Origin of the sequence: Streptomyces chromofuscus (genome assembly GCF_015160875.1) — a bacterium.
GTDB lineage: Bacteria > Actinomycetota > Actinomycetes > Streptomycetales > Streptomycetaceae > Streptomyces > Streptomyces chromofuscus.
Window position 1 is genome coordinate 4,148,034 of record NZ_CP063374.1, and the last position, 22,711, is coordinate 4,170,744.

Genomic DNA, 22,711 nt, shown 5'->3' on the forward strand with positions numbered 1-22,711 from the left:
CCGTCGCGCGAACTCATCGGTCGCGCACCGGAATTTCCCGGCCGACCGGACCGGCGACGGAGAGGTCTTCGCCCGCAGGCGGAGGAGTAGCGTCCCCCTCATGCATGCGATCACGATTCCCGAACCTGGTGGGCCCGAGGCGCTGGTGTGGGACGAGGTCCCGGATCCGGTCGCCGGAGAGGGCGAGGTGCTGGTCGAGGTGGCGGCCAGTGCCGTCAACCGGGCCGACATCCTTCAGCGACAGGGCTTCTACAACCCGCCGCCCGGCGCGTCTCCCTACCCCGGCCTGGAATGCTCCGGCCGGATCGCCGAGCTCGGCCCCGGCGTCGCCGGATGGTCCGTCGGTGAGGAGGTGTGCGCGCTGCTGTCCGGCGGCGGGTACGCCGAGAAGGTCGCCGTTCCGGCCGGCCAGCTGCTCCCCGTCCCCGGCGGCCTCGACCTCCCGCAGGCCGCGGCCCTGCCCGAGGTGACCTGCACGGTCTGGTCGAACGTCTTCATGGTGGCCCAGCTGCGCCCCGGCGAGACCCTGCTCGTGCACGGCGGTTCCAGCGGCATCGGCACCATGGCGATCCAGCTCGCGAAGGCCGTCGGCGCCAAGGTCGCCGTCACCGCGGGCACCAAGGAGAAGCTGGAACGCTGCGCGGAGCTGGGCGCCGACATCCTGATCAACTACCGCGAGCAGGACTTCGTCGAGGAGATCAGGCAGGCCACGGCCGGCGCGGGCGCCGACGTCATCCTCGACAACATGGGCGCCAAGTACCTCGACCGCAACGTCCAGGCCCTCGCCGTCAACGGCCGGCTCGCGATCATCGGCATGCAGGGCGGCGCCAAGGCCGAGCTGAACATCGGTGCCCTGCTCACCAAGCGCGCCGCGATCAGCGCGACCTCGCTGCGCGCCCGCCCGCTCGGCGAGAAGGCGGCCATCGTCGCCGCCGTACGCGAACACGTCTGGCCACTGCTCGAGGCGGGCCACGTCCGTCCGGTGATCGACCGCGAGCTGCCCATGCGGGACGCGCCGGCCGCCCACCGCCTGCTGGAGGAGAGCGGCCACGTCGGAAAGGTCCTGCTGGTCACGGCGTAGCGAAGGGGCCGTCGGCGCCGGGGGAGCGCGCAAGGAACTCACTCCTGCGCCCGGCGCACCCGCAGCGCCACGAAGGCGATGCCGAGCCCGAGACCGATGAGCACCAGCCCGCTGCCCAGCGGCAGCACGCGCAGCACCGGTCCGGACGCGTCCGAGCCCGGCACGGCCTGCTGCGCATCCTCGTCGGCGCCCGCCCCGGGGTCCGACGCCGATGGCGACGCGGGTACCTCGGCGCCGGTCCCGCTCGGGTGCGCCGTCGCCGTCCCGGGCCACGGCTCCTCCGGCCGCCCCGGCCGCATCCGTCCCTCCCCGGCCCGGCTCCCGGCCCAGCTTGGGTCGGCGGAGGCGGAGGCGGAGGCGGAGGCGGTGCCGGACGGCTCACCACTCGCCGACGGCGCCTTGCCGTCGTACGACGGGGTGCCCGCGTCGTACGACGGGACGTCCGCGTCGTGCGGCAGCACGGCCCCGCATGCGAGGAGGGCCGTGCTCAGCGCCACCCCCAGCACAACCATCCCCGTCGGACGCTTCACGCGCCGCCTTGAAGTCACGTCGGTGACCCCTCCCGGAAACAGGTCGCCACAATCGACGGAACGATCCTCACATCAGCGGACGATCGGGGCATTCCGGATGCCGCCAAGTGGTCGTAATCGGCGTATCGCGCTGCACGGGGGGCGCCTCGGTGGTGGGGTGGACGTGTGCGAGAGAATGACGGCATGGAGATGCCGAGGAACGAACGGTCGTCGGATAACGCCCAGAAGATCCTGGTCGTGGGCCAGGACGGCATGGCGCTCGGCGGTGGCGGTGGGGACGACGACTCCCATGAGACTCCGTTGACCGAGCAGGTCGAGCAGCCGGCCAAGGTGATGCGGATCGGCAGCATGATCAAGCAGCTCCTGGAGGAGGTGCGCGTGGCTCCTCTCGACGAGGCCAGCCGGGTCCGGCTCAAGGAGATCCACGCGAGCTCGGTGAAGGAGCTGGAGGACGGCCTGGCGCCGGAGCTCGTCGAGGAGCTGGAGCGGCTCTCCCTGCCGTTCACCGACGAGGCGACCCCCAGCGACGCCGAACTGCGGATCGCGCAGGCCCAGTTGGTCGGCTGGCTGGAGGGACTCTTCCACGGGATCCAGACCACGCTGTTCGCCCAGCAGATGGCGGCGCGGGCCCAGTTGGAGCAGATGCGCCGCGCGCTCCCGCCGGGCATCACCGCGGAGGGCGACGACCCCCGCACGGGCGGCCGCTCGGGTGGCCCGTACCTCTAGACAGGGTCGGGTAACGACACAAGGGCCCCGAAACGGCACAAAAGCCCGGAAACGACACAAGGGCCCGGCACACGCCGGGCCCTTTCTTCTTGTCTTCTCGCCGTGACGACGGCCACCTCACGCCGCGCCTTCGGCGTCGTCCGGCCGCGACGTCGCTTCCTTCTTCCCGCGGCTACCGCGCGGGCCACGGTTCAGGAGGGCGGGTAGCCCGTCGACACCTCGAGCAGGATCTCCGGCATGTCCCTCGGGTTCACGTCCGTCCCCGCGGACGGGAACTGGTTCATGACCGTGTCCTTGCCGTAGGTGTTCTCGTCGACCTCCTTGGTCTTCAGCTGCCAGCCGGCGGCCTGGAGGCACTCTTTGACCGAGGTGAGGTTCTTGAACTGGAAGTTCGGGATCCGGACCTTGTCGGGGTCGTTGTAGGCCTCCTCCGGTTCCGTGCACTCCTCCTTCTCGATCGTCTTCGTCGTGTCCGGTCCGCGGTAGCCCGGCACGTCGGTCGACGACGCGGACGCGGAGGTGCCAGTTCCGCTGCCCCCGCCCTTGTTGCCGCTGTCGCCGCCGTTGAGGGCGATGGCCGTGACCAGGGCGCCGACCGCGACGACGGCGACGACGACCGAGCCGACGATCACCGGCTTGTTGCTCCTGCCCCCGCTCGCCGGCGTCTGCCCCTGGGGCGAGATGGTGTACGGCGGCGGCGTGTTGGACGTCGGCTGCGGCCCGTACGCGGCGTGCGGCGTCTGGTAGCCGCCCTGTTGCGGATAGCCGTACGCCGGGGAAGGCGTGGGCGTGCCGTACGGGTTCGGCGTCGGGTGCGGCTGGTACGGCGTCTGCACGTTGCTCTGGGGCGGCGGCGCCGCCTGGTCGACCGGCGGGAACACCGCGGAGCCGACGCCCGCGCCGCTCTGCGTCGGTGCGCCCGGCACGATGCTCGGCGCTGCCGCCTGGAAGGAGGCCGCCACGCGCAGGCACTCGTCGCGCATGGACTCGGCCGTCGGGAAACGCTCGTTGGGGTTCTTCTTCAGCGCGCGGGCGATCAGCGCGTCGACGGCCGGCGGCAGCGAGCGGTTGATCGAGGACGCGGCCGGCGGTTCCTCCTGCACGTGCGCGTATGCGATCGCCAGCGGCGAGTCCGCGTCGAACGGCAGCCGTCCGGTGACCAGTTGGAACAGCATGATGCCGACCGAGTACAGGTCGGAGCGCGCGTCCACGCCCCGGCCGAGCGCCTGTTCCGGCGAGAGGTACTGCGGGGTGCCGACGACCATGCCGGTCTGCGTCATCGACGTGACCCCGGACTGCATGGCGCGGGCGATGCCGAAGTCCATGACCTTGACCACACCGCGCTTGGTCACCATCACGTTGCCCGGCTTGATGTCCCGGTGCACCAGCCCCATCTCGTGGCTGACTTCCAGCGCGGCGAGCACATCGGCGGTGACCTTCAGCGCCTTGTCGGCGGGCATCGCGCCGTACTGCCCTACGGACTCGTCGAGCACCGAGCCGAGCGGGCGGCCCTCGACGTACTCCATGACGATGTACGGCGTCGGCATGCCGTCGCCCGCGGCGGAGCCGCTGTCGGACAGCGTGTCCTCGCCGGTGTCGAAGACCGAGACGATGTTGGTGTGCGTGAGTTTCGCCACGGCCTGCGCCTCGCGGCGGAAACGCTCGCGGAAGGCCTGTTCGCGGCCCAGCTCGGTGTGCAGGGTCTTGATCGCGACCTGGCGGTCGAGCACCGCGTCGTACGCGAGGTGCACCGAGGCCATGCCGCCCTGGCCGAGCAAGTCGCGCAGTTGGTACCGGCCGCCGGCCAGGGACCGCCCCGTGTACCGGCCTTGTGCGCCGTCCTGGCTCATGTTCCCGTATCCCCCGTCGGCCTTCAGGCGCGTTGATCCAGAGTGCTATTCCCGGCCAAGTCTGCCCCAGGGCACCGACACGTCAAGCGCGGTGCCCGTTCCGTGACCGTACGCGAAAGAAGCGTCGCGGAAGCGTTACAGCGGGCGTACGGCCGGTACACGGGATTTGCACGACGCGACGGCACGAGGGTTTGATGACCGGTTCGACGGCCCGTCCGTCCCGGACCGGTCCCGGTATCCATTGCGGACCGGCGGCTTGCGTGAAGGCTGTAGCGTGGCCGACGGAGACCGTAACAACACCGCGCGCACCGCGGGCAGAAACGACGGCGAGGACCGATGGCACAGCAGCAGCGCGCTCAGGGCCCGTCCGACCCCGAGGCGACTGGCGGCGGAATGTCAGATGCGCCGGAAATGTGGGGTAACGGAGGGCTAGTCGGGGACGGCCGGTACCGGCTGACCCACAGACTCGGCCGGGGCGGCATGGCCGAGGTGTTCGCGGCCGAGGACGTACGACTCGGGCGCACCGTGGCGGTGAAGCTGCTGCGCTCCGACCTCGCCGAGGACCCGGTGTCCAAGGCCCGCTTCACGCGCGAGGCCCAGTCGGTGGCCGGCCTCAACCACCACGCGATCGTCGCCGTGTACGACTCCGGCGAGGACCTCGTGGGCGGCCAGTCGGTGCCGTACATCGTGATGGAGCTGGTCGAGGGCCGCACCATCCGTGACCTGCTGCACAACGCGGAGGCGCCCGGCCCGGAGCAGGCCCTGATCATCGTCTCCGGCGTCCTGGAGGCGCTCGCCTACTCGCACCAGCACGGCATCGTGCACCGCGACATCAAGCCCGCGAACGTCATCATCACCCACAACGGCGCCGTCAAGGTGATGGACTTCGGCATCGCCCGCGCCCTGCACGGCGCGTCCACGACGATGACGCAGACCGGCATGGTCATGGGCACCCCGCAGTACCTCTCCCCGGAGCAGGCGCTCGGCAAGGCCGTCGACCACCGCTCCGACCTGTACGCCACGGGCTGCCTGCTGTACGAACTCCTCGCGCTGCGTCCGCCGTTCGTCGGCGAGACCCCACTGTCGGTGGTCTACCAGCACGTCCAGGACATCCCCACCCCGCCGTCCGAGATCCACGAGGGCTCCCCGCCGGAGCTCGACGGGCTCGTGATGCGCTCGCTCGCCAAGGAGCCCGACGACCGCTTCCAGACCGCCGAGGAGATGCGCGGGCTGGTCCAGTACGGCCTGCAGATGCTGTACGACCAGGGCGGCCACACCGGCACCTGGAACACCGGTCCCGTCGCCGCGCACGACGCCGGGAAGACCCCGGCGATGGGCATGGCGGGCACGGGCGTGCCGGCGACCTCGGCCGAGGGCACCACGCAGATCCCGCAGCCGATCATCCCCGGCTACGACGGCCGTGACGACGGCGGTTTCGAGGGGCACGGCAACAGGGGCAGCGGCCGCGGCAAGCTGTGGATCCTCGCCGTCCTCGCGGTGATCGCCATCGCGGCCGGTGTCGCGCTGGCGCTGAACGACGGCGGCGACGGCAAGGGCGGCACCGGCACGACGCCGACGCCGACCAGCTCGCAGAGCACCGGGAACGAGACGGCCAGCGAGTCGCCGAGCGACCAGCCGACCGACGAGTCCACGGACACGTCCACCGAGGACAGCGGGAACTCGGACTCCGACTGGGGTGACTACACGCCGTCGTACACCCCTTCGTCCACGCCGTCGTACACCCCCACCGACAAGCCGACGGACACCGAGCCGACGGACACCGAGCCGACGGACACCCAGCCCACGGCGACCGAGCCGACGGACCCGGAGCCCTCGGACCCCGAGCCGACGGACCCGGAGCCGACGGGCGGCACGGTCGGCGGCGTCACCGAGGGCACCACGGGCGGCTGATCCGAGGCCCCGTTCCGCCGACAGAGCCCCCCACGCGCGCGTGCGGCCCCGACCGGGCTCCACGCGCGCGTGCCGTTGCCGGCGGGCCGCCGGCTCAGTCCACGAACGACCCGCACACCGCGTCGTACTCCCGCGTCCACCACACGGCCAGCGCGGAGGCGGCCGGGAACTGGGGGTCGGCGCGGGTGTCGCCGCGTTCGTAGTGCCAGCGCAGCATCCAGAAGTCGTTCAGCCGCTCCCACCACACGCGGTGCACGGCCGCCGCGAGCTCCGACGGCGTGGCACCGGCGGCGCGCCGGTACGCGCGCGCGTACGCCCGCACCTTCGGCAGGTCGAGGGTCCCCACGGGCCGTACGAAGAAGATCGCGGCGGCGCGTACGGCCTCCTCCGCGCGGGGCTGCACCCCGAGCCGGTCCCAGTCGACGATCGCGGCCGGCGCGTCCCCCTGGTAGAGCAGGTTGAACGGGTGGAAGTCGCCGTGCACCCAGCCGACCGAGGCGCCGCGCGGAGGACGCCGGTCGGCGTGCCGCTCCAGCAGGTCGCGCCGCTCCAGCAGGCGGTGGCGGGCCAGTTCGTCGAAGGAGTCGGCGGGGCGGTGCCGGCGCACGCGCGCGAGGAGGTCGTCGATCAGGTCGAACGTGTCGGCGGGGTCGGCGCTCTCCACGGGGTGCGGGCTCGTGGCCGGGGGTGTGCGCCCCTTGGGCGGCATCACGCGCTCGAGGATGGCGTGCACCGCTCCCAGCAGTGCCCCCAGGCGTCCGCACTGGCCGGTGCTGAGCTGCCCGCCGTGCCGGTGCCGCCCGTCGACCCAGGGGTGCAGGGCGTACGCGTGCCCGCCCACCACCGCGACCGTGCGCCCGTCCCGCCCGGTCAGCGGCGGGGCCACCGGGACGCCGAGGTCGGCCAGGCGCTGGGTGGCCCGGTGCCGGCGCTCGATGGCGGCGGGGTCGGCGGTGTCGGGGTCGAAGTGGTGCTTGAGGAAGTAGCGACCGCGGGTCGTGCGGAGCCGGTAGCCCCGGTTGAGCAGGCCCTGGTCGACCGGGTCGCAGGTGAGGGCGGAACCGGCGGCGTACTGGCGCAGAAGGGCGCTCAGCGGGGGCGCATGGGGTGCGGGGGGTGGTACACAAGGGCGCGGCACGCGCCAGATGCTAGGGCACGAATCCGGGCCCGTGAGCTGGGCGTTGTCACAGGAAGTCGCCGATGGTCGCTTTCGGTCACAAGAGTGGCCACAAGTGCGTTCACTGCTTCTCGGCCTGCATGCGCGCCACGAATGCGGCAGCCTGGGAACGCCGTTGCATGCCGAGCTTGGACAGCAGGCCGGACACGTAATTCTTGATCGTCTTTTCCGCGAGATGCAGGCGCCCGCCGATCTGCCGATTGGTGAGCCCCTCGCCGATCAGGTCGAGGATCCGGCGCTCCTGCTCGGTCAGCCGCGCGAGCCGCTCGTCGCCCTTGGCGCCGCCGTCGCCGCCGCGCAGCCGCTCCACCACCCGGGCCGTCGCCGCGGGGTCGAGCACGGACTTCCCGTCCGCGACGTCCCGGACTGCCGACAGCAGCTCGCTGCCCCGGATGGCCTTGAGGGCGTATCCGGAGGCGCCCGCCACGATCGCGTCGAACAGTGCCTCGTCGTCGGAGAACGAGGTCAGCATCAGGCACCGGACCGTGTCGTCCCGGGAGCGGATCTCGCGGCACACCTCGATGCCGCTGCCGTCCGGTAGGCGTACGTCGAGCACCGCGACGTCCGGCCGGGTGGCCGGGATCCGCACCAGCGCCTCGGCCGCCGTGCCGGCCTCGCCGACCACCTCGACGTCGTCCTCGACCGACAGCAGCTCGCGCACGCCACGCCGGACCACCTCGTGGTCGTCGAGCAGGAATACCCTGATTTTTCCGTCTTCGCCCACGTCGTCAGTCTCACACACCGGCTCTTCCCGTGACCTGGGTGCGCGGGATAACGTGCCGGTGTTCCGGCCCCCTGCAAGGCTGTGACCAGGGCCCCTTCCCGGCTTTTCGATTTACTTGGATTTCCAAGCAAAAACGCAGGTCAGGAGGGGTTTCACAGAAATGTGGAGCACTGGGTAATGTCACCTTTGCAGGGCGCTCGCCGGGGCACCTGTCACGCCTGTTCCGGCCGAGCGGCACCCACCCCGTGCACGGGACGGAACAGGTGAGCCGCACTGGCTTTCCCGGCAATCCCGGGGGCCGGACCGACGGAGGAGCACACGTGACCGTGGAGAGCACTGCCGCGCGCAAGCCGCGACGCAGCGCCGGAGGCAAGGCCGGCACCAAGCGCACCACCCGCAACACCCCCCAGGACACCGACCCGGAACTCGTACAGCTGCTGACGCCCGAGGGTGAGCGCGTCAAGAACGCCGAGTACGAGCGGTTCGTCGACGACATCACCCCCGACGAGCTCCGCGGCCTCTACCGCGACATGGTGCTCACCCGCCGCTTCGACGCCGAGGCCACCGCCCTGCAGCGCCAGGGCGAGCTGGGACTGTGGGCCTCGCTGCTCGGCCAGGAGGCCGCCCAGATCGGCTCCGGCCGGGCCACCCGCGAGGACGACTACGTCTTCCCCACCTACCGCGAGCACGGCGTCGCCTGGTGCCGCGGCGTCGACCCGACCAACCTGCTGGGCATGTTCCGCGGCGTCAACAACGGCGGCTGGGATCCCAACAGCAACAACTTCCACCTCTACACGATCGTCATCGGCTCCCAGACGCTGCACGCCACCGGCTACGCGATGGGCGTCGCCAAGGACGGCGCGGACTCGGCGGTCATCGCCTACTTCGGCGACGGCGCCTCCAGCCAGGGCGACGTCGCCGAATCGTTCACCTTCTCGGCGGTCTACAACGCCCCCGTGGTGTTCTTCTGCCAGAACAACCAGTGGGCGATCTCCGAGCCGACCGAGAGGCAGACGCGCGTGCCGCTGTACCAGCGCGCCCGGGGCTACGGCTTCCCCGGCGTCCGCGTCGACGGCAACGACGTGCTGGCCTGCCTCGCGGTGACCAAGTGGGCGCTGGAGCGGGCCCGCAGCGGCGAGGGCCCGACGCTGGTCGAGGCGTACACCTACCGCATGGGCGCCCACACCACCTCCGACGACCCGACCCGCTACCGGCACGACGACGAGCGCGCCGCCTGGGAGGCGAAGGACCCGATCCTGCGTCTTCGCCGCCACCTGGAGGCCGCAAACCACGCGGACGAGGGATTCTTCGCGGAACTGGAGGCGGAGAGCGAGGCGTTGGGCAGGCGAGTGCGCGAAGCGGTCCGCGCGATGCCGGACCCGGACCACTTCGCCATCTTCGAGAACGTGTACGCGGACGGGCACGCGCTCGTCGACGAGGAGCGAGCGCAGTTCGCCGCCTACCAGGCGTCGTTCGCGGACGTAGAGGGGGTCTGAACATGGCCGTGGAGAAGATGGCCCTGGCCAAGGCGATCAACGAGTCGCTGCGCCGTGCCCTGGAGGCCGACCCCAAGGTCGTCGTCATGGGCGAGGACGTCGGCAAGCTCGGCGGTGTGTTCCGCGTGACCGACGGCCTGCAGAAGGACTTCGGCGAGAGCCGCGTCATCGACACCCCGCTCGCCGAGTCCGGCATCGTCGGCACGGCGATCGGCCTGGCCCTGCGGGGCTACCGCCCCGTCGTCGAGATCCAGTTCGACGGCTTCGTCTTCCCGGCGTACGACCAGATCGTCACGCAGCTCGCCAAGATGCACGCGCGCTCGCTGGGCAAGGTCAAGCTCCCGGTCGTCGTCCGCATCCCCTACGGCGGCGGCATCGGCGCGGTCGAGCACCACTCGGAGTCCCCCGAGGCGCTCTTCGCGCACGTGGCGGGCCTGAAGATCGTCTCCCCGTCCAACGCCTCGGACGCGTACTGGATGATGCAGCAGGCCATTCAGAGCGACGACCCGGTGATCTTCTTCGAGCCCAAGCGGCGCTACTGGGACAAGGGCGAGGTCAGCACGGAGGCCATCCCCGGCCCGCTGCACAAGGCGCGGGTCACCCGCGAGGGCACCGACCTCACGCTCGCCGCGTACGGCCCGATGGTGAAGCTCTGCCACGAGGTCGCGGAGGCCGCCGCCGAGGAGGGCAGGTCGCTGGAGGTCCTCGACCTGCGCTCGGTCTCCCCGCTGGACTTCGACTCCATCCAGGCGTCGGTCGAGAAGACCCGCCGCCTGGTCGTCGTCCACGAGGCGCCGGTGTTCTTCGGCTCCGGCGCGGAGATCGCCGCCCGGATCACCGAGCGCTGCTTCTACCACCTGGAGGCCCCGGTGCTCAGGGTCGGCGGCTATCACGCCCCCTACCCGCCGGCCCGCCTGGAGGAGGAGTACCTGCCGGGCCTGGACCGCGTGCTCGACGCCGTCGACCGCTCGCTGGCGTACTGAGGGAGAGGGTCGTGACGACGATGACGGAAGCGTCCGTGCGCGAGTTCAAGATGCCCGACGTGGGCGAGGGACTGACCGAGGCCGAGATCCTCAAGTGGTACGTCAAGCCCGGTGACACGGTCACCGACGGCCAGGTGGTGTGCGAGGTCGAGACGGCGAAGGCGGCGGTCGAGCTGCCGATCCCGTACGACGGCGTGGTCCGCGAGCTGCACTTCCCCGAGGGCACCACGGTCGACGTCGGCACGTCGATCATCGCGGTGGACGTCGGCGGCGGCGCGGCGCCCGCGCCTCAGGCGCCCGCCGAGCCGGAGGAGGAGCCGAAGCCGGAGGGCCGCCAGCCGGTGCTCGTGGGCTACGGCGTGTCCACCGCCGCCACCAAGCGCCGCCCGCGCAGGGGCCCCGAGGTGTCGGTCCGGCAGGCCTCGTCCGCCGTGCAGGCCGAGCTGAACGGCCACGTCGGCCAGGGCACGCAGGCACCGGTCGCCCCGGCTTCCGCGGCCGTGCCGTCGCAGCAGCGCCCCCTCGCCAAGCCGCCGGTGCGCAAGCTGGCCAAGGACCTCGGCGTCGACCTGGCGACGGTCACCCCGAGCGGCCCGGACGGCATCATCACGCGCGAGGACGTGCACGCGGCGGCGGCGCCGGTGACGGTGCCCGAGCCGCAGGCGCCGACGCCGGTCGCGGCACCCGCGGCCCACGCCCCGGCCCCGGCGGCCACCTACGACACGGCTCGCGAGACGCGTGTCCCGGTCAAGGGCGTCCGCAAGGCCACCGCCGCCGCGATGGTCGGCTCGGCCTTCACGGCGCCGCACGTCACGGAGTTCGTGACGGTCGACGTGACGCGCACGATGAAGCTGGTCGAGGAGCTCAAGGAGGACAAGGAGTTCGCGGGCCTGCGGGTGAACCCGCTGCTCCTCATCTCCAAGGCGCTCCTGGTGGCGATCCGGCGCAACCCGGACGTCAACGCGTCCTGGGACGAGGCCAACCAGGAGATCGTGCTCAAGCACTACGTCAACCTGGGCATCGCCGCGGCCACTCCGCGCGGGCTGATCGTGCCGAACATCAAGGACGCGCACGAGAAGACCCTCCCGCAACTGGCCGCGGCCCTCGGTGAACTGGTCGCCACGGCCCGGGAGGGCAAGACCTCCCCGTCGGCGATGCAGGGCGGCACCGTCACCATCACCAACGTCGGCGTCTTCGGCGTCGACACCGGCACGCCGATCCTCAACCCCGGCGAGTCCGCGATCCTCGCGGTCGGCGCGATCAAGCTCCAGCCGTGGGTCCACAAGGGCAAGGTCAAGCCCCGTCAGGTCATGACGCTGGCGCTGAGCTTCGACCACCGCCTGGTGGACGGGGAACTGGGCTCGAAGGTACTGGCGGACGTCGCGGCGATCCTGGAGCAGCCGAAGCGGCTGATCACCTGGGCGTGAGCCACGGGCGGTAGCGAAAGGGGCGGCCACTGTCGAGTGGCCGCCCCTTGTCACGTTCCCCGCCGGTGCGGGCGGGACCTGCCGAGCGTCAGCTGATCTTGGCGTAGCCGTAGTTGATGAGCTTCTTCACGTCCGTCGTGCGGTCGGCCGCGGAGGCCGAGGTCATGACGGTGCCCATCACCGACTCCCCGTTGTAGGTGGCGGCGAAGACGAGGCAGTACTTGGCCTGGGTGCCGGAGCCGGTCTTGATGCCGAGCGTGCCGTTCCAGCCGAGCAGGGTGTTGGTGTTGGTCCAGGGCGCCATCGTGCGCGTGTAACCGCTGCTCGTGATGGTCTTCGCCGTGTACGACTTGGTCTTCACGACGGCCCTGAACGTGGTGCTCTTCATGGCGCTGCGGGCGAGCTTGGTCAGGTCGCGCGGCGTCGAGTAGTTCGAGCCGTTGCTGATGCCGTCGAACGAGTCGAAGTGCGTGTTCGTCATGCCCAGGTTCTTGGCCATGGTGTTCATCTTGCCGATGAACGAGTTCACGCGAGCGCTCACCGTCGTGCCGGTACCGAACTTGTCGGCGAGGGCCATCGCGGCGTCGCAGCCGGACGGGAGCATCATCCCGTACAGCAGCTGACGGACAGTGACCTTGTCGCCCACGATGAGGCGGGCCGACGAGGGGTAACCCTTGGCGACCATGTAGTCGCTGACGGCCTTCTTGATCGTGACCCTGGTGTCCAGGTTCAGGTTCGTCTGAGAGAGCACCACCTTGGCAGTCATGATCTTCGTGGTGGAGGCGGTGAGTCTCCTGGTGTCGCCGTACTTGGTGTAGAGCGTCGCGCCGGTCGCGCTGTTCATCAGGAACCCGCCCTTGGCGGTGATGGTGGGCGTCGTCAGCGCCTGCGCGGGAGCCGCGGTGACGACTCCGGCGGCGAGCACCGCGCCGGTCGTCATGGCGGCGGCGGCGGCTCTGCGAATACGGATGCCCTTGATGGCGGTTATCAACTGAGATACCCCGAATACGTCGAAATGCCCCTGTACGCGGCCGATGTGAACGGGACTACGGCAGGCCGCATGTATGTGACACGCGAGTGGCGCGGATGGTTGCGCGGGAACTTGGTCCGACCGGGGGAATTTTCGAGAGACGCCCGGACGTGGTCCGCGGTACGGGGGCGGGTCCGCATGGTGGACGGTGCGGGCCATGCGTACGTGTTGTATCTATCCTGTCGGCATGACCATGGCCGCCGTGAAGCAACCCCCTGCCGCCGACCGCGTCTACACCCACGTCAAACAAGGCGTCCTGGACCGCCGTTACGAGGGCGGCACCCTCCTCACCGAGGGCGAGCTGGCCGACGCCGTCGGGGTCTCGCGCACGCCGGTGCGCGAGGCGCTGCTGCGGCTGGAGGTCGAGGGCCTGATCAAGCTGTACCCGAAGAAGGGCGCCCTGGTGCTGCCGGTCTCCGCGCAGGAGATCGCGGACGTCGTCGAGACCCGCCTGCTGGTGGAGGAACACGCCGCGCGCAAGGCCGTCCCCGCGTCCTCCGGGCTCATCGGGCGCCTCGAGGAACTCCTCGAGCGGCAGAGGGAGCAGGCCGCCGCCGGAGACCTGGCCGCCGCCGCCGTCACCGACCGCTGCTTCCACGCCGAGATCGTGCGCAGCGGCGGCAACGAGATCCTGTCCCGGCTGTACGACCAGCTGCGCGACCGGCAGTTGCGGATGGGCGTCGCCGTCATGCACTCCCACCCCGACCGGATCGCCAAGACCCTTGCGGAGCACCAGGAGATCCTGGAGGCGCTGCGCTCCGGTGACCCCGACGCGGCCGTCGACGTGGTCCACCGGCACATCGGCTGGTTCTCCCACCTCGCACGGGGTGAGGTCCGATGACCTCCCCGTCGGTGTCCCTGCCCGGCGACCCTCCCCCCGAGGGGGCACCCCCAGGCGGCCGCCGCGCCGTCGCCGTGTGGGGCACAGGTGTCTCGGTCTACTTCGTCGCCGTCATCTTCCGTACGTCGCTGGGGGTCGCCGGCCTCGACGCGGCCGACCGGTTCGGCGTGAACGCCTCCGCCCTGTCGACGTTCTCGATCCTCCAGCTGCTGGTCTACGCCGGCATGCAGATACCCGTCGGCCTGCTCGTCGACCGGCTCGGCACCAAGAAGGTGCTGGGGCTGGGCGTCGTGCTGTTCACGGCCGGGCAGCTGGGCTTCGCGTTCTCCCCCTCGTACGGCATGGCGCTCGCCTCGCGCGCGCTGCTCGGCTGCGGTGACGCGATGACGTTCATCAGCGTGCTGCGGCTCGGCACCCGCTGGTTCCCGGCGCGGCGCGGCCCACTGGTCGCGCAGTTCGCCGGGCTGGTCGGCATGGCGGGCAACCTGGTCTCCACCCTCGTCCTCGCCCGGCTGCTGCACGGCATCGGCTGGACGGCCGCCTTCGCGGGCAGCGCGCTCGCGGGGGTGGTGGTCCTGGTGCCGCTCCTGCTGTTCCTGAAGGACCACCCCGAGGGCTACGAACCGGAGCCGGTGGCGCACATGGGGGCCGCGTACGTACGGCGGCAGATCGCCGCGTCCTGGCGCGAGCCCGGGACCCGGCTGGGGCTGTGGGTGCACTTCACGACCCAGTTCCCGGCGATGGTGTTCCTGCTGCTGTGGGGACTGCCGTTTCTGGTCGAGGCGCAGGGGTTGTCCCGGGCCACAGCCGGTGAGCTGCTGACCCTGGTCGTGCTGTCGAACATGGCGATCGGACTGGTGTACGGCCAGATCGTCGCCCGGCACCACGGCGCTCGGCTGCCGCTCGCGCTCGGCACGGTCGGGGCGACGTCGCTGCTGTGGGCCGCGACGGTGTTCCATCCGGCCGACCGGGCGCCGATGTGGCTGCTGATCGTGTTGTGCGTGGTGCTCGGCGCGTGCGGGCCGGCCTCGATGATCGGCTTCGACTTCGCCCGCCCGGCGAATCCGCCGGAGCGTCAGGGGACGGCGTCCGGGATCACCAACATGGGTGGTTTCGTCGCCTCCATGACCACGCTGTTCGCGGTGGGAGCGCTGCTCGACGCGACCGGCGGCGACTACACCGTGGCCTTCTCGTCCGTGTTCGTGCTCCAGGCACTGGGGGTCTCGCAGGTGCTGCGGCTGCGCAGGCGGGCGGCGCGGCGGGAGCGGGAGCGGTTGGTGGCCAGTCGCGTGGAGGCGGTGCACGTTCCTGCGTAGGCGGTGCACGTTCCTGCGTACGCGGTGCGCGTTTTTGCGCAGGCGCCCGGCGTCGGGGTCGGGGCCGGGGTGGGCGCCCTGGGGGCTGACGCCCCCAGACCCCCGCGCCGGCCCTGAACGGGCCTCGTCCTCCTATGCCGGACCGGCTGTGACCTGCCGGCCGGCGTTACGCCGTCACCGTGAAGTTGCGCAGGATCGCCGCCGTCAGATCCGGGTCGCCCTCCGTCTTGACGCGGTCCGCGACCGCCTCGGGCGTGACGCGGCCGCAGGCCAGGCGGACGTAGGTCTCCCAGTCGAGGGTGAGCGTGGCCGCGGGGCCCAGGGCGGGGGCCGTCTCCAGCGTGCCGCGGCCCTGGATGTCGACGCGGATGGTGCGCAGGAACTCCACGGGGCCGTGCACGTCGAAGACGATCGCCGAGCTGCGCGGCGCGTTCGCCCTGGCGGCGACGACGTCGGGGAGTTCGGACAGCAGGACGTCCCTGGCGACGTGGGCGCCGGGGGAGTCGAGGTTGCCGGGGCTGCCGAGGGCGGCGCGCAGGTCCTGCTCGTGCACCCACACGTTGAAGGCGTGGGTCCGCATCGACTCCTCCAGCGTCAGCTCCTTGCCGAGCGGGCCGCGCACCTTGGTGCCGGGGTCGCGCGACTCGTTGCGGAGCTGCCGGTTGCGCCGGATGATCGTGTACTCCAGCTCGGAGGTCATCTCCGGCGCCGTGTGGTGGCGGCGCACGTCGACCTGCATCTCCGTGTAGCGCTGCTGCTCGTTGGTGACGTGGAACAGGTCGCGCGGGAGGGTGTGGATCGGGCGCGGGTCGCCGAGCATCTCGCAGTCCAGGCCGATCACATGCGACACGATGTCCCGCACGGACCAGCCCGGGCACGGGGTCCGCCGGTTCCACTCGCCCTCCACAAGGGGCTGCACCAGCTCGGATATCGCTTCGATGGAGTGGGTCCAGGCGTCGGCGTAGGGCTGGAGGGTGGGATGCAGACTCACGGAACGGGACCCCTCGGCGGTCGGTACACGGGCAGGTTGTGGCGGCGTTGCCAGTGGGAGGTGGCTGCACTCGGCGGGTGTCTTGAGGTTCCCCCGGTTCTCGGCTGGGCTCGAACAGGGAGGACCCCCAAGTTACGCTGCTGTGAGGCACCCCGGCAGTGCTTTCGTGTGACGATCGTAGGCCCGTATGGACGGCTCGAACGCCAGGACGGTGGTAGTGTGCGCGCCTCTCTGATCCAGATCGCCGTAGACGAGGGCGAATCGGTCGCGGAACGTCGACAGCGGGCGGTCTCCCTGGTACGGGAGCAGGCGGGTGCCGACCTCGTGGTCCTGCCGGAGCTGTGGACGACGGGGGCGTTCGCCTACGAGGAGTTCGGCCCGGAGGCCGAGCTGCTCGAAGGGCCGACGCACGAGGCCATGGCCAAGGCCGCGAGCGACACGGGCGTGTGGTTGCACGCGGGTTCGATTCCCGAGCGGGGCGAGCCCGACGGCGGCTCACCCGCGGGCGACGGGCCGCTGTACAACACCTCGCTCGTCTTCTCCCCTACCGGTGATCTGGTCGCCGCGTACCGCAAGATCCACCGCTTCGGCTTCGACAAGGGCGAGGCCGTGCTGATGGGCGCGGGTGACGACCTGGTGACGGTGCGGATGCCGGGCGCGACGACGCTGGGGCTGGCGACCTGCTACGACCTGCGGTTCCCCGAGCTGTTCCGCGGGCTCGTCGACGCGGGCGCCGAGACGCTGGTGATCCCGGCGGGGTGGCCGGAGCGCCGGCGATCCCACTGGACGCTGCTGGCCCAGGCGCGGGCGGTGGAGAACCAGGCGTTCGTCCTCGCCTGCGGAACGGCCGGGACGCATGCGGGAGTTCCGCAGGCCGGTCACTCGCTCGTGGTCGACCCGTGGGGCGAGGTGCTGGCGGAGGCCGGCCGGGGGGAGGAGGTGCTCACCGTGGAGTTCGACCCCGGGAAGGTGGCGGCGACCCGGGAGCAGTTCCCGGTGCTGAAGGACCGGGTGCTGGGACTGGACCGGCCCCGGCGACGCTGAGCGACGGGGCGCACCAGCAGCGCGACCCGCGACGGCCCTAGTCGTCCTCCCGTTCCTTGTCCGCCAGGTGGATCACACACACCGTCACGGCGATCAGCAGCGCCGGGTCCGCGTCGTCCCTGACCACGTCCACGCCGTAGGTGTCCCGCACGTGCAGGAAGCGCCGGGAGATCACGGCGAGGAGTTCGCCGTCGTACTCGACGGCGAACTCGCGGTCGAGGATCTTGCCGCTGACGTCGAGTTCGGTGCCGTCGACCAGGATCACCTTGTAGTGGTTGCGCAGCAGCGACAGCCGCTTGCGCCTGATCCGGGCCAGCGGCTCGCCGTCCCGCTCGATCAGCATGGTGTCCCGCAGGGCGAACATCTTCTGCCGGATGTCCGCCAGCACCCGCCCCTGGGTGTCCTTCAGCTCGAAGGTGTCCCGCAGGCGCATCGCCTTGCCGTCGACCAGAAAGGCCCTGTTGCCCCGGTCGTCCTCGATCCAGTAGTCGTCACCGAATCCGAGGAGCCGTTCGCGCACGAGGAATCTCATGCCATGACCGGTTCCCCGGCGGCCGCTCCGAAACGCCGCCGGTAGGCCGACGGGCTGAGGCCGGTCGCGCGCCGCAGCCGGGCCCGCAGGTTGGCCGCGGTCCCCAGGCCGCAGCGCGCGGCCACCACGTCCAGCCGTTCCTCGCCGTGCTCGATCAGCCGGCACGCCAGCGCCACCCGTTCCCCGGTCAGCCACGCCAGCGGGGTCGTGCCGAGCTGGGCGCGGAAGCGCCGGTGCAGGGTCGCCGGGGACACCGCCGCCCGCGCCGCGAGGTCCGCCACGCTCAGCGGCTCGCCCAGCCGCTCCTGCGCCCACGCCAGCAGGGGACCCAGGGACTCGTCCGGCACCTGGGGCAACGGCCGCTCCACGAACTGCTTCTGGCCGCCGTCCCGGTGCGCGGCGAACACCAGGCGCCGGGAGACCGCGTTGGCGATCTCGGCGCCGTGGTCCCGGCGTACGACGTGCAGGCACAGGTCCAGCGCCGAGGCGCTGCCGGAGGCGGTCAGGACGTCCCCGTCGTCCACGAACAGCACGTCCGGCTCCAGGCGCACCCGGGGGAAGCGCGCGCGGAACGTCTCCGCCCACATCCAGTGACACGCCGCCCGCCGCCCGTCCAGCAGCCCCGCCTCGGCGAGCGTGAACGCGCCCGAGCAGAAGCCGACCAGCCGGGCGCCACGCGCGTGTGACCGGCGTACGGCGTCGAGCACCGCACCCGCGCGCGGGGTGTCGGTGTCCGGCCGGTTCGGCACGATCAGCGTGTCCGCCTCGTCCGCGGCCTCCAGCCCGGCGACGTCCGTCAGCGTGAAGAAGCCGTCCCGCATCCGGGTGCGCTCTCCGGCCGCGCACAGCCGGAAGTCGTACAGCTCCCGCCCCAGCTCGGGCCGGCGCAGCCCGAAGACCTCGATCGCGCAGCTCATCTCGAAGGGGTTGGAGTTCTCGTCGACGATCACGACGACGCGGTGCGGTCCCGGCTGCTGAGAGGATCGTTGCGGCATGTGCGATTCCTAGCACTCGTGCGGGTGCGACACCACCCCGGACGATGACCGCATGGAACCCATCTCGCTGACCCAGGCCCTGGACTCCTTCACCGAGCGGTGGAGTCCCCGCATCGTCACCGCCGTCAACGACTACGACGTACGCGTCGCCAAGGTCGAGGGCGAGCACGTCTGGCACGCGCACGACCACACCGACGAGTTCTTCCTGGTCATCGAGGGCGAGTTGCACATCGCCCTGCGGGAGTCCGGCGGCGAGCGCACGGTCGTGCTGCCGAAGGGCTCCGTGTTCACCGTGCCGCGCGGCACCGAGCACAAGCCGTACGCCCCCGTCCCCACCGCGCTCCTCCTCTTCGAACCGACCGGCACCCTCACGGTCGGCGACCGCCATGACGACGTACCCGACCACGTGGACGCGACCACGGGCCACTCGCTGGGGTGACTCTGGGTCGCGGGGCGGCCGGTGCGGTGACTGTCAGTGGTGAGTGGCACTCTGGAGTCATGACCGACTCCGCCCCGGCCCCGAGCCGCCGCCGCGCCCGTGTCCGCGCCCCCGAACTGATCGGCAAGGGTGGCTGGCTGAACACGGGCGGGAAGCAGTACACCCTCGCCGACCTGCGAGGACGCATCGTCCTGCTGGACTTCTGGACGTTCTGCTGCATCAACTGCCTGCACGTCCTCGACGAGATGCGCGAGCTGGAGGCCAAGCACCGGGACACGGTCGTGGTCATCGGGGTGCACTCGCCGAAGTTCGTGCACGAGGCGGAGCACGCGGCGGTGGCGGACGCCGTGGAGCGGTACGGGGTGGAGCACCCGGTGCTCGACGACCCCGAGCTCGGCACCTGGAAGCAGTACGCCGTACGGGCCTGGCCGACGCTCGTGGTGATCGACCCCGAGGGGTACGTCGTCGCCCAGCACGCCGGTGAGGGGCATGTGCACGCCATCGAGCGGCTGGTGACCGAGCTGGAGGCGGAGCACACGGCGAAGGGCACGCTGCGGCGGGGCGACGGGCCGTACGTGGCGCCGGAGCCGGAGCCCACGGTGCTGCGCTTCCCGGGCAAGGCGCTGTTGCTGCCCGGCGGGACGTTCCTGGTCAGCGACACCACCCGGCACCAGCTGGTGGAGCTGGCGGAGGACGGGGAGAGCGTGGTCCGGCGCATCGGGTCCGGCGCGCGCGGGTTCGCCGACGGTCCGGCCGAGTCGGCGTCCTTCAACGAGCCGCAGGGGCCGGCGCTCCTCGGCGACGGCTCCGTGGTGGTCGCCGACACCGTCAACCACGCGCTGCGCCGCCTGGACCTCACCACCGGTGCGGTCACCACGCTCGCCGGGACCGGCAGGCAGTGGATGCAGGGCGACTCCACGTCGGGCCCCGGTCGGGAGGTGAACCTCTCCTCGCCGTGGGACGTGGCGCTCTTCGGCGGCCGGGTGTGGATCGCGATGGCGGGCGTGCACCAGCTGTGGACCTACGACCCGGCGGCGGGCACCGTCGCCGTAGCGGCCGGCACCACCAACGAAGGGCTGGTCGACGGCCCCGGCGCCGAGGCCTGGTTCGCCCAGCCGTCCGGCCTCTCGGCCACGTCCGAGCGGCTGTGGCTGGCGGACTCGGAGACGAGTGCCCTGCGCTGGGTCGGCCTCGACGGCACCGTCCACACCGCCGTCGGCACCGGCCTGTTCGACTTCGGCCACCGCGACGGACCCGCCGAGCAGGCCCTGTTGCAGCACCCGCTGGGCGTCACCGCCCTGCCCGACGGCTCGGTGGCCGTCAGCGACACCTACAACCACGCCCTGCGCCGCTACGACCCGGCGACCGGCGAAGTGACCACCCTGGCCACGGACTTGCGTGAGCCGAGCGACGCGGTGCTGGTCGGCGACGACATCGTGGTCGTGGAGTCGGCCCGGCACCGCCTGACCCGGCTGCGGCTGCCTCAGGAGGCGGTCCGCGTCGAGGCGGTCGCCCACCGCACGCAGCGCGCGGCCACCGAAGTCGCCCCCGGGCGGCTCCAGTTGGACGTGATCTTCGAGGCGCCCGCGGGCCAGAAACTCGACACCCGCTACGGCCCCTCGACCCGCCTGCTGGTCTCCTCGACGCCACCGGAGCTACTGGCACACGGCGAGGGCGCGGGAACGGACCTGTCCCGCGCCCTGGAACTCGACCCCGCGGTGCCGGAGGGAGTCCTGCACGTCTCCGCGATGGCCGCCTCGTGCGACGACGATCCGGCGAACGAATACCCCGCCTGCCATGTCCACCAGCAGGACTGGGGCGTCCCGGTCCGCCTCACCGACAAGGGGACGGCCCGCCTGCCCCTCGTCCTGGCCGGCCTGGACGGCTGACGGCGCGGGGTGTCACACCCCGTACCCGTCGCTGTAGCCGTCGCGCCGGTGGTGGGGCCGTTCCTCCTCGACGACCGGCGCGGTGGGCGGCATCACGACGCGGCGGCGCCGCGCGATGCTGCTGAACGTGGTGACCCCGATCAGTCCGACGATCATCAGGATGACGCCGACGAGATCGAGGTTGACCCCCTCCATGTTCCAGTCGGTAGCGAACGTGAGGATGGCTCCCACGGCGATGAGGATGATGCACCCGCCGAGGCCCATGAGCGTTGCCTCCCTGTTCCGGTCCGGTGATTCCGGAGCTTCCGGTGCGGTTCGGGTACCCGCGCGCCCGGCATGCAGTCCTCACCGCCCGTCAACTCGCCCGGGGCGCGGTCCGCTCAGCCCTCCAGGAACGCCACCAGCGCCCGCGTCAGCAGGTAGGGGTCCTCCGCGCCGCACAGTTCACGGACGCTGTGCATCGACAGGATCGCCACACCGATGTCGACCGTGCGGATGCCGTGCCGGGCCGCCGTGATGGGGCCGATGGTGGTGCCGCAGGGCATGGAGTTGTTGGAGACGAAGGACTGGAAGGGGACGCCGGCCTTCTCGCAGGCCGCGACCCAGACCGCGCGGCCCGAACCGTCCGTCGCGTAGCGGTTGTTGACGTTGACCTTGAGGATGGGGCCGCCGTTGACCCGGGGGTGGTGGGTCGGGTCGTGGCGTTCGGCGTAGTTCGGGTGGACCGCGTGACCGGTGTCGGAGGACAGGCAGACGGTGGCGGCGAAGGCCCGCGCCCTGTCCTCGTAGGAGCCGCCGCGGGCGAAGACGGAGCGCTCCAGGACGCCGCCGAGCAGCGGGCCGTCCGCGCCCGTGTCCGACTGGGAGCCGTTCTCCTCGTGGTCGAAGGCGGCCAGCACCGGGATGGAGGACAGGTCCTCACCGCCGGTCGCGGCGGCGGTCAGCGCGGCCACGCCCGCGTGCACCGACAGCAGGTTGTCCAGGCGGGGCCCGGCCATCAGCTCCTGGTCGCGGCCGAGGTACGCGGGCGGCTCGACGGAGTGCACCATCAGGTCCCAGCCGGTCGTCTCGCCCGGTGCGATCCCCGATTCCGCCTCCAGGAAGGCGATCAGGTCGCCGTCGCGCACGTCGCCCGCGAGGCCCCAGACGGGCTGGAGGTGGCGCTGCTTGTCGAGCTTGAGGCCCTCCGAGGACACCGAGCGGTCCAGGTGGATGGCCAGCTGCGGCACCCTCAGCAGCGGCCGGTCCACGTTGACCAGGTGGGTGGTGCCGTCGCGCAGCGTCAGCCGGCCGGCGAGGCCGAGGTCGCGGTCCAGCCAGGAGTTCAGCAGCGGGCCGCCGTAGATCTCCACCGCCACCTGGCGCCAGCCGTGCGCCCCGGTGTCGGGCAGCGGCTTGACCCGCAGGTTGGGGGAGTCGGTGTGCGCGCCGATGATCCGGAACGGGGTGTGCGGGGCGGCGCCCTCCGGGACGTACCACGCCACGATCGCGCCACCGCGCAGCACGAACCTGCCGCCGCTCGTCCCGTCCCAGGCGTCCGTCTCGGCGACCTGCCGGAAGCCGGCCTTCTCCAGCCGCTCCGCGGCGTTCGCCACCGCGTGGTACGGAGAGGGGCTCGCCGCCAGGAAGGACATGAGGTCGTCGGTGTGGCCGCGGTCGAAGCGGGAGGGTTCGCTCATGGGTTCACCTTAACGACGGACGAGGGCCCGCTCCCCCTTGCCGGGAGCGG

At 71.6% G+C, this 22,711-nt stretch carries 21 protein-coding genes; 11 read left to right on the forward strand and 10 right to left on the reverse strand.

Translation table 11 applies throughout. The features are described 5' to 3' along the window. Positions 1-100 precede the first annotated feature (100 nt). Positions 101-1,081 carry an NAD(P)H-quinone oxidoreductase gene (locus IPT68_RS18760; RefSeq protein WP_189695929.1) on the forward strand — a complete coding sequence of 327 codons (981 nt, stop codon included), beginning with the start codon at positions 101-103 and terminating at the stop codon, positions 1,079-1,081. A 38-nt stretch (positions 1,082-1,119) separates the two neighbouring features. Here the strand turns inward: IPT68_RS18760 and IPT68_RS18765 are convergent, their stop codons facing one another. Beyond that, complete coding sequence (locus IPT68_RS18765; protein ID WP_189696214.1) at positions 1,120-1,611, reverse strand: hypothetical protein; 492 nt, start codon at positions 1,609-1,611, stop codon at positions 1,120-1,122. A gap of 183 nt (positions 1,612-1,794) precedes the next feature. Here IPT68_RS18765 and IPT68_RS18770 point away from each other — a divergent pair, with 183 nt between their 5' ends. Continuing rightward, positions 1,795-2,337 carry a bacterial proteasome activator family protein gene (locus IPT68_RS18770; protein WP_189695928.1) on the forward strand — a complete coding sequence of 181 codons (543 nt, stop codon included), beginning with the start codon at positions 1,795-1,797 and terminating at the stop codon, positions 2,335-2,337. Positions 2,338-2,528: 191 nt separating this feature from the next. Here the strand turns inward: IPT68_RS18770 and IPT68_RS18775 are convergent, their stop codons facing one another. Further along, complete coding sequence (locus IPT68_RS18775) at positions 2,529-4,187, reverse strand: Stk1 family PASTA domain-containing Ser/Thr kinase (protein WP_189695927.1); 1,659 nt, start codon at positions 4,185-4,187, stop codon at positions 2,529-2,531. 336 nt (positions 4,188-4,523) lie between these two features. Between IPT68_RS18775 and IPT68_RS18780 the strand changes: the two genes are divergently transcribed. Then, the gene (locus IPT68_RS18780) at positions 4,524-6,098 is read left to right on the forward strand and encodes a protein kinase domain-containing protein (protein ID WP_189695926.1); all 1,575 of its coding nucleotides are present in this window, start codon (positions 4,524-4,526) and stop codon (positions 6,096-6,098) included. Between the two features lie 94 nt (positions 6,099-6,192). Here IPT68_RS18780 and IPT68_RS18785 read toward each other — a convergent pair whose 3' ends face one another. Then, a complete protein-coding gene (locus IPT68_RS18785; protein ID WP_228039753.1) occupies positions 6,193-7,236 on the reverse strand; it encodes a phosphotransferase in 1,044 nt (347 codons plus the stop codon). A 100-nt stretch (positions 7,237-7,336) separates the two neighbouring features. Further along, complete coding sequence (locus IPT68_RS18790; protein ID WP_189695925.1) at positions 7,337-7,999, reverse strand: response regulator; 663 nt, start codon at positions 7,997-7,999, stop codon at positions 7,337-7,339. Positions 8,000-8,319: 320 nt separating this feature from the next. Between IPT68_RS18790 and pdhA the strand changes: the two genes are divergently transcribed. Genes pdhA through IPT68_RS18805 form a run of 3 tightly spaced genes read left to right on the forward strand, consistent with a single transcriptional unit; the run spans position 8,320 to position 11,905 of the window. Next, positions 8,320-9,495: a pyruvate dehydrogenase (acetyl-transferring) E1 component subunit alpha gene (gene pdhA / locus IPT68_RS18795; protein WP_189695924.1), complete on the forward strand. Its 1,176-nt coding sequence runs from the start codon at positions 8,320-8,322 to the stop codon at positions 9,493-9,495. Between the two features lie 2 nt (positions 9,496-9,497). Next, positions 9,498-10,478, forward strand: coding sequence for an alpha-ketoacid dehydrogenase subunit beta (locus tag IPT68_RS18800; RefSeq protein WP_189695923.1), 981 nt, complete (start codon positions 9,498-9,500; stop codon positions 10,476-10,478). An 11-nt stretch (positions 10,479-10,489) separates the two neighbouring features. Further along, a complete protein-coding gene (locus tag IPT68_RS18805; RefSeq protein WP_189695922.1) occupies positions 10,490-11,905 on the forward strand; it encodes a dihydrolipoamide acetyltransferase family protein in 1,416 nt (471 codons plus the stop codon). Between the two features lie 88 nt (positions 11,906-11,993). Here the strand turns inward: IPT68_RS18805 and IPT68_RS18810 are convergent, their stop codons facing one another. Continuing rightward, positions 11,994-12,845, reverse strand: a complete 852-nt coding sequence (locus IPT68_RS18810; protein WP_373300490.1) for a D-alanyl-D-alanine carboxypeptidase family protein — start codon at positions 12,843-12,845, stop codon at positions 11,994-11,996. A gap of 277 nt (positions 12,846-13,122) precedes the next feature. Between IPT68_RS18810 and IPT68_RS18815 the strand changes: the two genes are divergently transcribed. After that, entirely contained in the window at positions 13,123-13,776 is a 654-nt protein-coding gene (locus tag IPT68_RS18815; protein ID WP_189695920.1) for a GntR family transcriptional regulator, read from the forward strand. Further along, positions 13,773-15,092, forward strand: a complete 1,320-nt coding sequence (locus IPT68_RS18820; protein WP_189695919.1) for an MFS transporter — start codon at positions 13,773-13,775, stop codon at positions 15,090-15,092. The genes IPT68_RS18815 and IPT68_RS18820 overlap by 4 nt, the downstream gene beginning before the upstream one ends. Positions 15,093-15,258: 166 nt before the next feature. On the opposite strand, the gene IPT68_RS18825 is transcribed toward IPT68_RS18820, so the two are convergent. Next, a complete protein-coding gene (locus IPT68_RS18825; protein ID WP_189695918.1) occupies positions 15,259-16,083 on the reverse strand; it encodes a maleylpyruvate isomerase family mycothiol-dependent enzyme in 825 nt (274 codons plus the stop codon). Positions 16,084-16,302: 219 nt separating this feature from the next. Here IPT68_RS18825 and IPT68_RS18830 point away from each other — a divergent pair, with 219 nt between their 5' ends. Then, on the forward strand, positions 16,303-17,127 hold the full coding sequence (locus IPT68_RS18830) for a carbon-nitrogen family hydrolase (protein ID WP_189695917.1): 825 nt from the start codon (positions 16,303-16,305) through the stop codon (positions 17,125-17,127). A gap of 37 nt (positions 17,128-17,164) precedes the next feature. Here the strand turns inward: IPT68_RS18830 and IPT68_RS18835 are convergent, their stop codons facing one another. Both IPT68_RS18835 and IPT68_RS18840 read right to left on the reverse strand, forming a co-directional pair. Then, a complete protein-coding gene (locus IPT68_RS18835) occupies positions 17,165-17,659 on the reverse strand; it encodes an LURP-one-related/scramblase family protein (protein ID WP_189695916.1) in 495 nt (164 codons plus the stop codon). After that, complete coding sequence (locus IPT68_RS18840; protein ID WP_189695915.1) at positions 17,656-18,654, reverse strand: GlxA family transcriptional regulator; 999 nt, start codon at positions 18,652-18,654, stop codon at positions 17,656-17,658. The genes IPT68_RS18835 and IPT68_RS18840 overlap by 4 nt, the downstream gene beginning before the upstream one ends. Positions 18,655-18,706: 52 nt before the next feature. On the opposite strand from IPT68_RS18840, the gene IPT68_RS18845 reads away from it, so the two are divergent. Then, the gene (locus IPT68_RS18845; protein WP_189695914.1) at positions 18,707-19,093 is read left to right on the forward strand and encodes a cupin domain-containing protein; all 387 of its coding nucleotides are present in this window, start codon (positions 18,707-18,709) and stop codon (positions 19,091-19,093) included. A 59-nt stretch (positions 19,094-19,152) separates the two neighbouring features. Further along, positions 19,153-20,982, forward strand: a complete 1,830-nt coding sequence (locus IPT68_RS18850; RefSeq protein ID WP_189695913.1) for a thioredoxin-like domain-containing protein — start codon at positions 19,153-19,155, stop codon at positions 20,980-20,982. Between the two features lie 12 nt (positions 20,983-20,994). On the opposite strand, the gene IPT68_RS18855 is transcribed toward IPT68_RS18850, so the two are convergent. Both IPT68_RS18855 and IPT68_RS18860 read right to left on the reverse strand, forming a co-directional pair. Continuing rightward, positions 20,995-21,246: a DUF6458 family protein gene (locus IPT68_RS18855; protein ID WP_189695912.1), complete on the reverse strand. Its 252-nt coding sequence runs from the start codon at positions 21,244-21,246 to the stop codon at positions 20,995-20,997. A gap of 116 nt (positions 21,247-21,362) precedes the next feature. Beyond that, complete coding sequence (locus IPT68_RS18860; RefSeq protein WP_189695911.1) at positions 21,363-22,661, reverse strand: M18 family aminopeptidase; 1,299 nt, start codon at positions 22,659-22,661, stop codon at positions 21,363-21,365. Between the last annotated feature and the right edge of the window lie 50 nt (positions 22,662-22,711).